This is a genomic window from Variovorax sp. KBS0712, assembly GCF_006323185.2.
Taxonomy (GTDB): domain Bacteria; phylum Pseudomonadota; class Gammaproteobacteria; order Burkholderiales; family Burkholderiaceae_C; genus Variovorax; species Variovorax boronicumulans.
In genome coordinates this window covers 238,363-252,480 of the sequence record NZ_VCCD02000004.1, presented here as the reverse complement: position 1 = coordinate 252,480, position 14,118 = coordinate 238,363, and the positions used below count along the sequence as shown (strand labels likewise).

At 70.4% G+C, this 14,118-nt stretch carries 14 protein-coding genes; 4 read left to right on the top strand and 10 right to left on the bottom strand.

The window, feature by feature from the left end:
- Positions 1-891: a LysR family transcriptional regulator gene (locus FFI97_RS29405; protein ID WP_095948497.1), complete on the bottom strand. Its 891-nt coding sequence runs from the start codon at positions 889-891 to the stop codon at positions 1-3.
- Positions 892-981: 90 nt separating this feature from the next.
- Here FFI97_RS29405 and FFI97_RS29400 point away from each other — a divergent pair, with 90 nt between their 5' ends.
- Positions 982-1,176, top strand: coding sequence for a DUF1127 domain-containing protein (locus FFI97_RS29400; RefSeq protein ID WP_139703515.1), 195 nt, complete (start codon positions 982-984; stop codon positions 1,174-1,176).
- 63 nt (positions 1,177-1,239) lie between these two features.
- The gene (locus tag FFI97_RS29395) at positions 1,240-2,907 is read left to right on the top strand and encodes a hypothetical protein (protein WP_139703513.1); all 1,668 of its coding nucleotides are present in this window, start codon (positions 1,240-1,242) and stop codon (positions 2,905-2,907) included.
- Here the strand turns inward: FFI97_RS29395 and FFI97_RS29390 are convergent.
- From FFI97_RS29390 to FFI97_RS29365, 6 genes are all read right to left on the bottom strand, one after another.
- On the bottom strand, positions 2,888-3,472 hold the full coding sequence (locus FFI97_RS29390) for a uracil-DNA glycosylase family protein (protein WP_139703511.1): 585 nt from the start codon (positions 3,470-3,472) through the stop codon (positions 2,888-2,890). The genes FFI97_RS29395 and FFI97_RS29390 overlap by 20 nt on opposite strands.
- Positions 3,473-3,482: 10 nt before the next feature.
- Positions 3,483-4,313: an oxaloacetate decarboxylase gene (locus FFI97_RS29385; RefSeq protein ID WP_139703509.1), complete on the bottom strand. Its 831-nt coding sequence runs from the start codon at positions 4,311-4,313 to the stop codon at positions 3,483-3,485.
- Positions 4,314-4,338: 25 nt separating this feature from the next.
- Positions 4,339-5,436, bottom strand: a complete 1,098-nt coding sequence (locus FFI97_RS29380; RefSeq protein WP_185993751.1) for a serine hydrolase domain-containing protein — start codon at positions 5,434-5,436, stop codon at positions 4,339-4,341.
- A gap of 115 nt (positions 5,437-5,551) precedes the next feature.
- Positions 5,552-6,937 carry an L-serine ammonia-lyase gene (locus tag FFI97_RS29375; protein WP_185993757.1) on the bottom strand — a complete coding sequence of 462 codons (1,386 nt, stop codon included), beginning with the start codon at positions 6,935-6,937 and terminating at the stop codon, positions 5,552-5,554.
- 4 nt (positions 6,938-6,941) lie between these two features.
- On the bottom strand, positions 6,942-8,111 hold the full coding sequence (locus tag FFI97_RS29370) for a M20 aminoacylase family protein (protein ID WP_139703503.1): 1,170 nt from the start codon (positions 8,109-8,111) through the stop codon (positions 6,942-6,944).
- 25 nt (positions 8,112-8,136) lie between these two features.
- Positions 8,137-9,486, bottom strand: a complete 1,350-nt coding sequence (locus FFI97_RS29365) for a DUF3100 domain-containing protein (protein WP_095743098.1) — start codon at positions 9,484-9,486, stop codon at positions 8,137-8,139.
- 113 nt (positions 9,487-9,599) lie between these two features.
- Here FFI97_RS29365 and FFI97_RS29360 point away from each other — a divergent pair, with 113 nt between their 5' ends.
- Positions 9,600-10,583: a LysR family transcriptional regulator gene (locus FFI97_RS29360; protein ID WP_139703571.1), complete on the top strand. Its 984-nt coding sequence runs from the start codon at positions 9,600-9,602 to the stop codon at positions 10,581-10,583.
- 56 nt (positions 10,584-10,639) lie between these two features.
- On the top strand, positions 10,640-11,098 hold the full coding sequence (locus FFI97_RS29355; RefSeq protein WP_139703501.1) for a CopD family protein: 459 nt from the start codon (positions 10,640-10,642) through the stop codon (positions 11,096-11,098).
- Here the strand turns inward: FFI97_RS29355 and FFI97_RS29350 are convergent.
- The 3 genes from FFI97_RS29350 to FFI97_RS29340 are packed head-to-tail and all read right to left on the bottom strand — an operon-like array spanning position 11,095 to position 14,013.
- Positions 11,095-11,553: a VOC family protein gene (locus FFI97_RS29350; RefSeq protein ID WP_139703499.1), complete on the bottom strand. Its 459-nt coding sequence runs from the start codon at positions 11,551-11,553 to the stop codon at positions 11,095-11,097. The genes FFI97_RS29355 and FFI97_RS29350 overlap by 4 nt on opposite strands.
- Positions 11,554-11,566: 13 nt before the next feature.
- Positions 11,567-12,805, bottom strand: a complete 1,239-nt coding sequence (locus FFI97_RS29345; protein ID WP_139703497.1) for a CaiB/BaiF CoA transferase family protein — start codon at positions 12,803-12,805, stop codon at positions 11,567-11,569.
- An 8-nt stretch (positions 12,806-12,813) separates the two neighbouring features.
- Positions 12,814-14,013 (bottom strand): acyl-CoA dehydrogenase, encoded by a 1,200-nt coding sequence (locus FFI97_RS29340; RefSeq protein ID WP_062470370.1) that lies wholly within the window; start codon positions 14,011-14,013, stop codon positions 12,814-12,816.
- Positions 14,014-14,118: the final 105 nt, after the last annotated feature.

Here is a 14,118-nt window from a genome sequence, read left to right as displayed (position 1 = left end):
TCAGAGCTGGCGAAACGCCGTCAGCACCTTCAGCACGCTCTGCGTGGCGCCGTCGAGCGTGGCGTGCGGGCGGTGCGCAATGCCCAGGCGGCGCGTGAGCTTGGGCGTGACCGGCACGATCTGCATGCGCTCGTTGAGCGCCGCGTCGGTGGTCTGCTGCAGCGGCAGCAGCGCCGCGCCATAGCCCGCCGCCACCAGGCTGCGGATCGCCGCGTCGTAGTTGAGCTCGATGCGCGCGCGCGGCGCAAAACCAGCCGCGGCGAACCACTCCATCGACAGCCGGTACATGTGCGTGGTCGCGTCGTTGAAGATCAGCGGCTGCGTCGCCAGCCAGGCCGGCGTGGCGCGCTTGGGCGCCTTCCAGCGCGGCGGCACGAAGGCCATCATGGGCTGCGTGCGCCACGGCGTGACCACCAGCTCGCGCTGCGGCGGCTGCGGCATCGCCACCAGGCCGATGTCGAGCGTGCCCGCCGCCAGCCGCGCCATCGCCTCGGCCGAACCGAGGATGCTCACCTCGACGTCGATGCCCGCATGGCCCACGCCCAACGCCTCGAGCACCTGCGGCAGCAGGTCGACCACCACGCCGGTGGAGGTGCCCAGCCGCACGCGGCCCGTGCGGCCCTCGGCCTGGCGCTTGACGGCCTCGACCGCCTCGTCGGTGTCGCGCAGCAGCTTGCGCCCGCGCTCGACCAGCGCCGCGCCGGCCGCGGTGGGCGTGACGCGGCGGTTGCCGCGCACCACCAGCTGCGCACCCAGGCGCGATTCGAGCTCGCTGATGTGCAGGCTCACGGTGGGCTGCGCCAGGTGCAGCGCCTGCGCCGCCGCCGAGAAGGTGCCCAGGTCGGCGATGGCGATGAGGGTGCGCAGTTGGTCGAGGTTGAGCTGTCGCATCAGAAATGCTGATTGAAGGTGTCAGAAATCTCAACTTCCACAATAGCACGCGCCGCCGGAAGATGAGCGCTCCCCTACCAGGAGCCCACCGTGACCGCGCCGAAGCCACCGTCTTTTCATCAACGCCTGCTGCATGCCCTGCGCAACTGGCGCCGCCGCGCCGTGACACGCCGCCGCGCCCGCGACGACGTGCTGCTGCTGGCCGGCATGAGCGACCACGACCTGCGCGACCTGGGCATCGGCCGCAGCGAAGTGCCCGAGCTGGTCGACCGCAACCGCTACTGACTCGTTGAACCCGCCTGCGGTTTCTTCAGGAAGCCGCGGGCGATTTGAGGTTCAATCCGGGGCGTGCCCTCCACCGCCTCCCCCGCCCTTCTTTCCATCGAACTCACCTCGCCGCAGTCCGTCGACGGACGACGCGCGGCTTTCCAGTCGCTGTGGCTGCTGGTGCGCATGCAACACGCCCATGCCCACGGCGGCGGCAGCGGTGTCGTGCGGCTGGCCGATCTGCGCGGCGAGGTGTCCGACGCCAGCACGCTGCGCATGGTCGTGAGCCGCGCGTTCCGCGACTTCAAGGCCTGGGGCCTCGAAGTCGGCTGGGGCGAAGACCTGCAGCGCGAGCCGCGCTTTCTCAACGCCGAGCGGCGCAGCCAGGGCCCGTTCTGGCTGCCGGCCGCGCAAGCGAAGCGCCTGCGCCTGCTCGTGGACAACCGCCCGGCCACCGCCGCCGAGGTGGCGTCGTTCCTCGGCCTGCGCGCCCGCAAGGCGCAGGCCGCCGGCACGATCACGCCGCCCGACGCCGTGCACCTGCAGGACGCCGCCTTCTGGAAGCAGCTGGTCGCCTCGCAGCAGGCCGCGCGGCAGGGCCGGCTGATGTCGCCGGTGGCGGGCGGCAACGGCAATGGCAGCGCGCTCGAGTCCATCCGCCTGGCGGGCACGCTGGCCGCGAGCGACTTCCAGCGTGCGCTGGTCACGCTCAACGAGGCGATGCTGTGGCGCCGGCTCGGCGACAACGAACAGGCACGCCGCCGGCTGCAGGCGCTCAAGAAGCAGCGGCTTGCCCATCACGTGGCGGGCAACGACTACCTGGGCGCCATGGAATGCATCGTCTCGGCCTGGTGCGCCTACACTGCGCGCGACCTGCCGCTGGCGCAGTCGCTGCTGGGCGGCATGGCGCAAGACCCGGCGCGCGCGCTGGTGCTGCGCCACCACCCCGACGTGCGCTTCGAGTGGTGCAACCTGTGGGCGCTGGCCTGCCGCTCGCGCGCCCTCGCGCTGGCCGCCGACGACCGCCCGGCCGCCGCGGCGCTCGCCGAAGAGTCGCTGCAGCGCTTCGGCGAAGCGCTGGCCGCGGCTTTCGAGTCGCACTCCTTCGATGCCGCGCAGCACGTGGCGGCCAACATGGGCATGGCCGCGTGGCTGTTCGACCGCGTGGGCCTGGGCGACCTGCCGGCGCTCGCGCACGACGGCCACCGGGCCGACACCACGCGCCGCGCGGTGCAGTGGATCGCCTTCAGCGAATGGCTGTGCGGCCACACCGACGGCCAGGGCCGCTCAGCGTGGAACGCGATCTACCTGATGCGCATCGCGCGCGGCCACTGCCGGCCCGACGCGCAACCCACGCTCGCGCAGTTCCGCGCGCAAAAGCCGCTCGATCCGGCCGCCATGTCGAAGCTCGCGGGCCCGCTCGCCGACGCCTTCGACACCGCGAACTGGCCCGCACGCTGGGTCGACGTGGCGCAGGCGCGGCTGGCCGACCACCAGGCCGGGCGACGCCGCTACCCCGGCCTGCAGCAGGGCAGCCTGCTGTTCGAGCACGCGTGGTACGCGGCGCATGCGGGCGACCTGAAGGCGGCCGAGCACTCGCTGGGCCTGTTGCGCGAAGTGCTGCCGCAGCTGGTGCCGAGCGACCGCGCCTACTTCACCGAGTCGTGGAACGATGCGCTGCCGGCCGAGCTGGTGCTGGAGGCGAAGCCGCCGAGGAGGCCGTCCGCCCCTAAAAAGAAGGCGCGCTGAGCGCCTGCTGCACGCGCTCGCGCAGCACCGGCAACACGTCGTTCTCGAACCACGGGTGGTGCTGGAACCACGCGGTGTTGCGCGGCGACGGATGTGGCAGCGGAATGAAGCGCGGCGCGTAGTCGGCGAAGGCCTCGACGGTTTCCGTCACGCCGCCGCGCGCGGTCTTGCCGAGGAAGTGGCGCTGCGCGTACTGGCCGATGAGCAAGGTCAGCGCGATGTGCGGCATCTGCGCCAGCAGGCGGTCGTGCCACAGCGGCGCGCATTCCTTGCGCGGGGGCAGGTCACCGCTCTTGCCTCGGCCCGGGTAGCAGTAGCCCATGGGCGCGATCGCGATGCGCGTCGCGTCGTAGAACAGCTCGCGGTCGATGCCGAGCCAGCGGCGCAGCTGGTCGCCGCTCTTGTCGTTCCACGGCACGCCGGTCTGGTGCACCGTGAGGCTGGGCGCCTGGCCGACGATCAGCAGCCGCGCGCTCGCACTGGCCTGCACGATCGGGCGCGGCCCGAGCGGCAGGTGCGCCTCGCACGCGCGGCAGGCGCGGATCTCGGCGAGCAGCGCATCCACGATGTTGAAGCTAGTCAGCGAACGGACGGAAGAAGGCGTTCAGCTCGGTGCCCGGCGTGGCATCGGCAAAGCCGTCGAAGCGGCCCTCTTCGGCCAGCGTGCGCGCGGCGCGGATGAAGCCGCCCCAAGCCGCGCGCGCCATGCCGCCGCCCACGCTCACGCGGCGCACGCCGAGCGCGGCGATGTCCGCCATCGTCAGCTCGCTGGTCGCGCCGACCAGCAGGTTGACCGGCTTGGGCGCGACGGCGGCCACCACGGCGGCGATCTGCTCGCGTGTCTTGATGCCGGGCGCGTAGAGGCAGTCGGCGCCGGCCTCGGCGTACGCGCGCAGGCGCGCGATGGCGTCGTCCAGGTCGGGGCGGTTGGCAAAGAAGTTCTCGGCGCGGCCCACGAGCAGCGTGTCGCCGCCCGCGGCGTCGATGGCCCGGCGCGCGGCGCGCAGGCGCTCGACCGCCACGTCGATGGGAAACAGCGGATCGTCGGGGTTGCCCGTCGAATCCTCGATCGACAGGCCCGCCACGCCGGTCTCGACCGCGAGCCGCACGCTCTCGGCCACGCCCTGTGCGTCGGCGGCAAAGCCGTTCTCGAAATCGGCGTTCACCGGCAGGTCGGTGGCGGCCACGAGTTCACGCAGGTGGGCGAGGATCTGGTCGCGCGACATGGCGCCGTCGGCATGGCCTTGCGACCACGCGAAGCCCGAGCTGGTGGTGGCCAGCGCCTGGTAGCCCAGGCCTTCGAGGTAGCGCGCGCTGCCGGTGTCCCAGGGGTTGGGAATGACGAAGCAGCCTTGGGTGTGGAGCGCGCGAAAGTCTGCGCGCTTCTGCGCGATGGAGCGGGTCATGAGAGCCTCATCTTTCCTTTGGGGTTCAGGGAGGGGTTGCGGCCACCGGTGCAGCCGCGAGGATGTGTGCCGCGAGCACGGCGAACTGGTCGGTGCGGACCTCGCTGCGTTGGAACCAGCCCTTGCCGTTGTCGACACGGTGCACCACGACGAGGTCGCGCTTGCGATCGACCATCATGAACTGGCCGCCGGCACCCACGGCCAGGAGCAGCTGGTTGGGCCCGCGCTGCCAGAACGGGAAGCCCTTGAGCGGCACCCACCACAGATAGCCATAGCCGCTCCAGCCGGGTCCGACGGTCGTGTACGAGGTGGTGCTTTCGGTCACCCAGCCGGCCGGGACGATGCGCTTGTCGTGCCACATGCCGTCGCGCGCCATCAGCAGGCCGATGCGGGCCAAGTCGCGCGCCGACAGATGCATCACTTGGGCCGGGTGCTCGGAGCTGCGTTCGAGCCGGGACTCGGTGTCCTGCGGGTAGCGGAAATCCTGGAACTGCAGCGGTTCGGCCAGGTCGGTCTTCAGCGCCTCGAAGACGCTGCGTCCGGTGCGGCGCTCGAAGATGGTGCCCAGCACGTTGGCGTCCCAGTTGTTGTAGTACCAGAACTCGCCCGGCGCATGGCTGCCCCGGGCCGGTCGCTCGGCCTTGGCCTGGGCGGTCTCGTAGGCGGCCGGATGGTAGACACCCGAGCGCAGCTGCAGCAGCTGCCGCACGGTGGCCGTGCGTTCGGTGCCGCTGAGCCCGTCCTTGTCGCCGATGCCGAGCTGGCCCAGCGTCTGGTCCAGGTCGATCTCGCCGCGGCCGACGTGAATGCCGTAGAGCACGCTCTGCACGCTCTTGCGCACCGAGGCCAGGTTCATCGGCTTGTCGATGTCGCCGTAGGCATGCACGAGCACGCCCTTGTCGATCACGAGGTAGGCGTCGGACTTGATCGATGCGGCAAACGCATCGGCCACCTTGAGCTTCGCGTCGGACCAGTGGCTCGGTTCAGCCACGCTCGGGGTGGCCCACTGCGCGGCGGGGAACACACCGGCCGCGGGCACGGCGTGCGCGGCGCACAGCAGCAGCACGGCAGACAGCGCGGTGCGCAACACGCCGGGCAAGAGACTGCGCGGAAGACCGGCCATGGGCATCTCGACTCCTGAAAGTCGTGCGCCGTGGAAACGACGTGGAAACCTGGGGGCTGCGGGGCCCGGCGCGACGAGCCTCGCATTCTGACGCAGCGACGCCAGTCTTGCTGCCTCAGCACTCCACCACGTTCACCGCAAGCCCCCCCAGCGAGGTCTCCTTGTAGGTGGACTTCATGTCCTCGCCGGTCTGCTTCATGGTGCGGATCACGGCGTCGAGCGAGACGTAGTGGCTGCCGTTGCCGCGCAGCGCCATGCGCGAGGCGTTGATGGCCTTCACGGCGCCCATCGCGTTGCGTTCCACGCAGGGAATCTGCACCATGCCGCCGACCGGGTCGCAGGTGAGGCCCAGGTTGTGCTCCATGCCGATCTCGGCCGCGTTCTCGACCTGCGCGGGCGTGGCGCCGAGCACGGCGGCGAGCGCGCCCGCCGCCATCGAGCAGGCCACGCCGACCTCGCCCTGGCAGCCGACCTCGGCGCCCGAGATGGAGGCGTTGGTCTTGTAGAGCATGCCGATGGCTGCGGCGGTGAGCAGGAAGTCGACGATGCCTTCGTCGCTGGCCTGCGGCACGAAGCGCTGGTAGTAGTGCATCACGGCGGGCACCACGCCGGCCGCGCCGTTGGTGGGCGCGGTGACGACGCGGCCCCCGGCCGCGTTCTCCTCGTTCACCGCCATCGCGAAGGCGTTGACCCAGTCCATGGCCGCGAGCGGATCGGCGGCGCCGGCCTGCGCCAGCAGCTCGCGGTGCAGCTCGGGCGCGCGGCGGCGCATGCGCAGCGGGCCGGGCAGCGCGTGTGCGGCCAGCGGGTTGTCGATGCCGAAGCCGCGCTGCACGCACTGCTGCATCACGCCCCAGATGCGCAGCAGGCCCGCGCGCACCTCGGCCTCGGGCCGCCACACGCATTCGTTGCGCAGCACCAGCGTGGCCACGGAGATGCCGTGCGCGCGGCACTGCGCCATGAGTTCGTCGCCGGTCGTGAAGGGATGCGGCACGGCCGCTGCCGCGGCGGCCGTTTGCGCCACCGCCTGCCCGCCCTCGACGACGAAGCCGCCGCCGACCGAGAAGTAAGTGCCTTCGGCCAGCACAGCGCCGTCGGCCGCGAAAGCGGTGAAGCGCATCGCGTTCGGGTGCTCGGGCAGCGACTCCTCGCCGCGAAAGGCGATGTCGCGCACGCGGTCGAAGGCGATGGGCGCGGTGCCCAGCAGGCTCAACTGGCCGGTGCGGCGCAGCGCGTCCAGGCGCGGCTGCACGGTCTCGGGCCGCACGGTGTCGGGCGCGTCGCCGAAGAGGCCCAGGATCACACCTTGGTCGGTCGCGTGGCCGTGGCCGGTGGCGCCGAGCGAGCCGAACAGGTCGACGTGCAGGCGCGCCACCTGCGCGAGCAGGCCGCGCCGTTCGAGCGATTGCGCGAACAGCAGCGCGGCGCGCATCGGTCCGACGGTATGCGAGCTGGACGGGCCGATGCCGATCTTGAAGATGTCGAAGGCGGAGAGCATCAGCGCATCATGCGACCGGAAGCTGCTGTTTGACCAGCGCCACCCAGTAGGCCGCACCGAGCGGCAGGATGTTGTCGTTGAAGTCGTAGTACGGGTTGTGCACGTTCGGGTCGTTCGGGCCCTCGCCCGCGCCGATGCCGATGTAGGCGCCGGGGCGCTTTTGCAGCATGAAGGCGAAGTCTTCCGAGCCCATGGCGGGCGGGATGTCGGTGTGCACCTGCTCGATGTCGACCAGGCTGGCCGCTGCCGCGATGGCCGCGTCGGTCTCGGCCGGTGTGTTGACCACGCCGGGGTAGCCGCGGCGGTACTCCAGCGCCACCTTGGCGCCGTGCGTGGCGGCCACGCCGTCGCAGATCTGCTGCATCGCCGCCTGGGTCTTGTCCTGAATGGCGGCGTCGAGCGTGCGCACGGTGCCGCGCAGCACCACGGTCTCGGGAATGACGTTCCAGGTGTCGCCGCCGTGGATCTGCGTGACGCTGACCACGGCCGCGTCGGTGGCGCCGGTGCGCCGGCTCACGATGGTCTGCAGCGCGTTGATGAGCTGGGCCGAGATCACCACCGAGTCGATGCCGGTCTCGGGCATGGCGCCGTGGGCGCCCTTGCCGGTGATGACGATCTCGAAGGTGTCGAGAAAGGCCGTCATGGTGCCCTTGCGGATCGCGAAGCGCCCGCGCGGCAGGCTCGGGAAGTTGTGCATGCCGTAGACGGCGTCGGCCGGGAACTGGTCGAACAGGCCTTCTTCCACCATCACGCGGCCGCCGCCTTCGTTTTCCTCGGCGGGCTGGAACACGAAGTGCACCGTGCCCTGGAAGGGCTTGTGGCGCGACAGGTGCTCGGCCGCGCCCAGCAGCATGGCCGTGTGGCCGTCGTGGCCGCAGGCGTGCATCTTGCCGGCGCATTTGGAGGCGTGCGCCTGCGTGCCGAGCTCCTGCATGTTGAGCGCGTCGAGGTCGGCGCGCAGCGCGATGCTGGGGCCCTCGCCGTTCTTCAGCGTGCCGACCACGCCGGTGCCGGCCAGGCCGCGGTGCACGGGCAGGCCCATGAGCATCAGCGCGTTGGCCACCACGTTGGCGGTGCGGTGTTCCTCGAAGGCGGTTTCGGGGTTGGCGTGGATGTCGCGGCGCCAGCTGAGCATGCGGGCACGGGTGTCTTCGGCAATCTCGGGGTCGCGGTACATGGCGTGTATCTCTCGTGGGATGAAATCAGTGGAAGAACTCGGCGATGAACGTGGCGCCGAGGAAGGTGCCGGCCGTCGCGGTGAGCGACACCACCACGATGCGCCAGCCGAGGCGGCGGAACACGGGCAGGTCCTTGGCGACCGAGAAGCCGGCCAGCGCCAGCACCGGCGTGGTGAAGGCCAGGAAGTTGAGCTTGGCGGTGATCGCGATCAGCGCGTCGGAGAAGGGGAACAGGCCCGGGATGCCGACCACGGTGGCCACCACCGAGAGCACCAGCACCATCGGCAGGCGCGGCACGAAGCGCTTGATGGCTTCGACGGCGCCGGCAATCGCCACCACGGCGAGCACGCCTTCGAGCGACACCAGCACCGGCACCTTGTAGGTCACGGCATTGCCGATGAGCACGCCGCCGCCCACCACCAGCCAGGCCAGCAGCGTGTCGCGCAGCGAGGTCGGCGCGGCGTGGGCCACGTCGGCGCTCGAGACGTTCGCGCCCGCGTCCACGGCGGCGCCTTGTTGTGCGCCATGCTTCGAGAAGCGGCCCAGCACCGGCTCCAGCTTGCCGTAGAGCCACGAGCACAGCGGCAGCGACAGGAACAGCGTGAAGTAGAAGCCGGCCACGGTGGTCAGCAGGTTCGACGCAGCGGCAATCGCCGTGAGCTGCGGCAGCATCTCGGGCGGGCTCTGCGCGGCGATGGCGCCCAGCGCCGCCGCCATCAGGCTGCCCGAGCCCACGCCGGCGCCCATGGCCAGCGAGCGCGGATCGAAGATGTGCAGGCTGGCGATGAAGCCCGCCAGCACCGCGATGAAAAGCGCGCCCAGCACGGTGCCGGTGATGTACTCGGCCAGCACGCCGCGGCCTTCGGGCGAGGCCATGCCGTACTTCTCTCCGATGATCACGAGGTTGCCCTCGCGACCCACCGAGAAGGTGGCGCCCACGGCCTCGCGCTTGATGCCCAGCAGCAGCGCCAGCGGCAGGCCCAGCGCCAGGGTGCCCAGCGCATGGCCGAACTCCTGGAACAGCAGCGCCCAGCCGGCCTGCTTGACCTGCGGCAGCGCGGCGCCGACCGTGAGGCCCAGCTTCACCACGAACAGCAGCAGGCCCGCGTTGAGCAGGCCGCCGGCCAGCGACTGCTGCGCCGTGGCCACGCGCACCACGCCCGGCACGCGCCGGTGCGCGATGCCCCAGGCGGCGGCCATGAGGAGCGCCCACAGCATCGGCAGCAGCACCACCTTGCCGGGGCCGACGCTGAACTGCGTCGGGCCGATGAGTTCGGCCACGGCCACGAGGACCAGGGTGACGACGAGGAGCTTGAGTTTGCCGGCGGCGGTGGACGGCGCGACGGCTGCAATCGTGGAGGCGGCGGAGGTCATGGATGGAGGGTGTTCGAGGGGTGCCGGCGAGTTTCAGGCGGCAAGCCTCTTGCATCAATGACCGCAAATAAGGATATTCGTTGCATTGAATGCAACACTCGGAGACGACCGCCATGGACGACAAGCTCGACACCCGCCGGGTGCGCTACTTCATGCAGGTGCTCGACAGCGGCTCGGTGCGCGGTGCGGCCGACGTGCTCGACATGGACCCCTCGGCCGTGAGCCGTGCCATCGGCATCCTGGAGACCGAGTGCGGCTTGCCGCTGCTGGAGCGCCACGGACGCGGCGTGGTGCCCACCGACGCGGGCCAGCTGCTGGCCGGCTACGTGCGAAGGCAGCAGGGGCAGAAGCAGCACCTGCTGGCGCAGATGGACAGCATCCGCAAGATCGAGAGCGGCCACATCGACATCGTGGCCGGCGAAGGCTATGTCGACTGGCTCATGCGGCACAGCCTGCGCATCTTCATGGCCAGCCACCCGAAGATCACGGTGAACCTCGACGTCGCCAGCACCGACGAGATCGTGCGCCGCGTGATCGAGGAGCGCGCCCACATCGGCATGCTGTTCCAGCCGCCGAAGGACGAGCGGCTCACCTCGCACCAGTCGCACGCGCAGCCGATCCAGGCCATGGTGCTGGGCTCGCACCCGCTTGCGCAGCTCGATCGCCCGCTGAAGCTGGCCGACCTGCTGCCCTACCCCGGCGCCACGCTGCACCGCAACTTCGGCGTGCGCCAGCACATCGAGGCGGCCGAGATCAGCGAGGGCGTGCGGCTGCCCGCGCTGCTGACCACCACCTCGTTCAGCGCGCTGGGCCACTTCGTGTCGGCCGGCCTGGGCTACACGCTGGGCACGCGCATCTCGCTCACGCCCAACGCCGACCACCCGTCGCTGGTCGAGCTGCCGATGAAGAACCCGCTGCTGTCGCAGGGGCGCTCGCACATCGTGTCGCGCCACGGCCGCCTGCTGCCGCCGGCCGCGGCGACGCTGTTGCGCCAGGTGGTGGCGGACATGAAGCGCTATGCCGATTCGATCGCGGGCACCGGCACCGGCATCGGCAAGCCCCGTGCGAGCACGCGCGGGCGCGGCGCGACGGGTTGAAGGGCATGGGGGCTTGCGTTGCGTGCGCGCACGGTTCGGTGTTCTGATCGGACCCCATGTCCTACCTCGCTCCCCTCTTCATTCACCTGCTGTGCGCCGCCTTCTGGGTCGGCGGCATGGCCGTCATGCACTTCGCGGTGCGCCCCGCCGCCGTCGCCACGCTGGAGCCGCCGCTGCGCCTGCGCATGATGGCCGCGACGCTGCGGCGTTTCTTCATCGGGGTGGACGCGTCGGTCACGCTGCTGTTCGTGAGCGGCTTCGCGATGATCCTCGCGACCGGCGGCTTTCGCGCCGTGCACTGGCGCGTCGAGGCCATGATGGGCATCGCGCTCGTGATGGCGGCGATCTACGTCTACATCCGTGCTTCGGTGTTCCGCGCGCTGCGCCGCGCGGTGGACGACAACGCCTGGCCCGTGGCGGCCGCGCGGCTGAACACTGTGCGCCAGCTGGTGACGCTGAACCTCGCGCTGGGCGTGGTGGTGTTCGCGGTGGCGGTGATGGGGCGCGGCGGCTAGGCCGCCGGGCCCTTCAGCTCGACGCCGTTGCCATCGGGATCTTCGAGGTAGATCGAAGGGCCACTGCCCTCGGCCCCGAAGTTGTTCTGCACCTCGCCCTGCACCGGCACGCCGTGCCGCGCCATGCGCGCGCGGATCGCAGCTTCGTCGAAGGGCTCGATGCGCAGGCAGAGGTGATCGACGTTGCGCCCCTCGCGCCCGGCCAGCGCGCCGCCCTGGCGGCCCAGCTTGCCGTCGTGCGTGACGAGGTCGATGAGGCTGCTGCCGGCGCGCAGGTGCACGAGGCCGAGGTCGTCGCAGCGCTTCTCGAGCGTGCAGCCGAGCACCTCGCAATAGAAGGCCATGGACCGCGCGGCGTCGCGCACGCGCAGCACGACGTGGTCGATGCGCAGCACCGCGAACGGGGCCGCATCGGCTGCGGAAGCAACAGGAGACGAAGCAGGCGGGCGCGTCATGCCCGCCAGTGTGTCAGACCACCCCGGCCGCGCGCAATGCCTCGAAGCGCGAGGTGTCGACGCCCATCTCGGCCAGCACCTCCTGCGTGTGCTGTCCGAGCGCGGGCGGTGCGCGGCGCAGCACCGGCGGCGTGGCCGTGAGGCGCAACGGGCTCGCCACGCCGGTGATGCTGGCGATGCCGTCGCCCGCATCGCGCGGCAGCGTGACGGCCAGGCCGCGCGCCTTGACCTGCGCGTCGTCGAAGGCCTGCGCGATGTCGTTGATGGGGCCGCAGGGCACGGCCTTGTCTTCGAGCAGCGCGACCCAGTCGGCGGTGGTGCGGGTGCGCGTGAGCTCTTCCATCATCGGGATCAGCACGCCGCGGTGTTTCACGCGCAGCGTGTTGGTCGCAAAGCGTTCGTCGGCGGCCCACCCGGCGTGGCCGGCGGCTTCGCAGAAACGCGCGAACTGGCCGTTGTTGCCGATGGCCAGCAGCATTGCGCCGTCCTGCGTCGGAAAGTCTTGATAAGGCGCGAGGCTCGGGTGCGTGTTGCCCTGGCGGCCCGGCGCCTTGCCGGTGTTGAGAAAAGCGCTCGCCTGGTTGGCGAGGATGGCCATGCCCACGTCGAGCAGCGCCATGTCGATGTGCTGGCCTTCGCCGGTGCGGTCGCGCACCTGCAGCGCCGCGAGGATGGCGGTGCTGGCGTACACGCCGGTGAAGAGATCGGTGAGCGCCACGCCCACGCGCAGCGGGCCACCGCCGGGCTCGCCGTCGGGGCGGCCGGTGATGCTCATCATGCCGGTCATGGCCTGGATCATCAGGTCGTAGCCGGCGCGCTCGGCGTAGGGGCCGTCGTGGCCGAAGCCGGTCACGCTGCAATAGATGAGGCGCGGGTTGGCCGCGCGCAGGCTTTCCTGGTCGAGGCCGTACTGCTTGAGGCCGCCGGTCTTGAAGTTCTCGACCACGATGTCGGCCTGCGCCGCCATCTGCTGCAGCAGCGCCTGCCCTTCGGGCGTGGCCATGTCGATGGTGACCGAGCGCTTGTTGCGGTTGCAGGACGTGAAGTAGCTGGCCTGGTCGGTGTCGTGCCCGTTCGCGTCCTTCACGAACGGCGGACCCCAGGTGCGCGTGTCGTCGCCGACGCCGGGGCGTTCGATCTTGACGACATCGGCGCCCAAGTCCGCGAGGATCTGTGTGCACCACGGGCCCGCGAGCACGCGGGACAGATCGAGGACCTTGATGCCGTCGAGTGCTGCGGGCTTGGTGCTCATGCGTTCGTTCAGTTGGCGAAAGCGGCGATGCCGGTGATGGCGCGGCCCAGGATGAGCGCGTGGATGTCGTGCGTGCCTTCGTAGGTGTTCACGACTTCGAGGTTCACCAGATGGCGGGCCACGCCGAACTCGTCGCTGATGCCGTTGCCGCCCATCATGTCGCGCGCCATGCGGGCGATGTCCAGCGACTTGCCGCAGTTGTTGCGCTTCATGATCGAGGTGATCTCGACCGCGGCGATGCCTTCGTCCTTCATGCGGCCCAGGCGCAGGCTGCCTTGCAGGCCCAGCGTGATCTCGGTCTGCATGTCGGCCAGCTTCTTTTGAATGAGCTGGTTGGCGGCGAGCGGGCGACCGAACTGCTTGCGGTCCAGCGTGTACTGGCGGGCGCGGTGCCAGCAGTCTTCGGCGGCACCGATGGCGCCCCACGAGATGCCGTAGCGGGCGCTGTTCAGGCAGGTGAACGGACCCTTGAGGCCTTGCACTTCAGGGAACGCGTTTTCTTCGGGGCAGAACACGCCGTCCATGACGATCTCGCCGGTGATGCTGGCGCGCAGGCCGACCTTGCCGTGAATGGCGGGGGCCGTCAGGCCCTTCATGCCCTTTTCGAGCACGAAGCCGCGGATCGGGCCGACGGTGCCGCTTTCGCTGACTTCCTTGGCCCACACGACGAACACGTCGGCGATGGGCGAGTTGCTGATCCACATCTTCGAGCCGCTGAGCGAGTAGCCGCCCGGCACCTTCTTGGCGCGCGTGGCCATGCTGCCGGGGTCGGAGCCGTGGTCGGGTTCGGTCAGGCCGAAGCAGCCGATCCATTCGCCGGTGGCGAGCTTGGGCAGGAACTTCTGCTTCTGTGCTTCGGTGCCGAATTCGAAGATCGGCACCATCACCAGCGAGCTCTGCACGCTGGCCATCGAGCGGTAGCCCGAGTCGACGCGCTCGACTTCGCGGGCGATCAGGCCGTAGGCCACGTAGTTCAGGCCGGGGCCGCCGTACTGCTCGGGGATCGTCGGGCCGAGCAGGCCGAGCGCACCCATTTCGCGAAAGATGGCGGGGTCGGTCTCGCCGGTGCGGAAGCCTTCGATGACGCGGGGCGCCAGGCGCTCCTGGCAGTAGGCGTTGGCCGCGTCGCGGATCATGCGTTCTTCGTCGGTCAGCTGCTGGTCGAGAAGAAGGGGGTCGTCCCAGTGGAATTGCGCTTTGGCGGCCATGTGGATGTCTCCGGAAAAGGAAGAAGAAACAAAAGAAGGGGGAATGCGGTCGATCGTAGCCACGCAGGGGGCCCGGCGCAAACGATGAATCCTCACCCAGATATG

Coding starts and splice junctions, on each gene's coding strand:
- FFI97_RS29355 (WP_139703501.1), top strand. CDS start 10,640: ATGTCCTACCTCGCTCCCCTCTTCATTCACCTGCTGTGCGCCGCCTTC.
- FFI97_RS29345 (WP_139703497.1), bottom strand. CDS start 12,805: ATGAGCACCAAGCCCGCAGCACTCGACGGCATCAAGGTCCTCGATCTG.
- FFI97_RS29340 (WP_062470370.1), bottom strand. CDS start 14,013: ATGGCCGCCAAAGCGCAATTCCACTGGGACGACCCCCTTCTTCTCGAC.
- FFI97_RS29385 (WP_139703509.1), bottom strand. CDS start 4,313: ATGACCCGCTCCATCGCGCAGAAGCGCGCAGACTTTCGCGCGCTCCAC.
- FFI97_RS29350 (WP_139703499.1), bottom strand. CDS start 11,553: ATGACGCGCCCGCCTGCTTCGTCTCCTGTTGCTTCCGCAGCCGATGCG.
- FFI97_RS29365 (WP_095743098.1), bottom strand. CDS start 9,486: ATGACCTCCGCCGCCTCCACGATTGCAGCCGTCGCGCCGTCCACCGCC.
- FFI97_RS29370 (WP_139703503.1), bottom strand. CDS start 8,111: ATGTACCGCGACCCCGAGATTGCCGAAGACACCCGTGCCCGCATGCTC.
- FFI97_RS29360 (WP_139703571.1), top strand. CDS start 9,600: ATGGACGACAAGCTCGACACCCGCCGGGTGCGCTACTTCATGCAGGTG.
- FFI97_RS29380 (WP_185993751.1), bottom strand. CDS start 5,436: ATGGCCGGTCTTCCGCGCAGTCTCTTGCCCGGCGTGTTGCGCACCGCG.
- FFI97_RS29405 (WP_095948497.1), bottom strand. CDS start 891: ATGCGACAGCTCAACCTCGACCAACTGCGCACCCTCATCGCCATCGCC.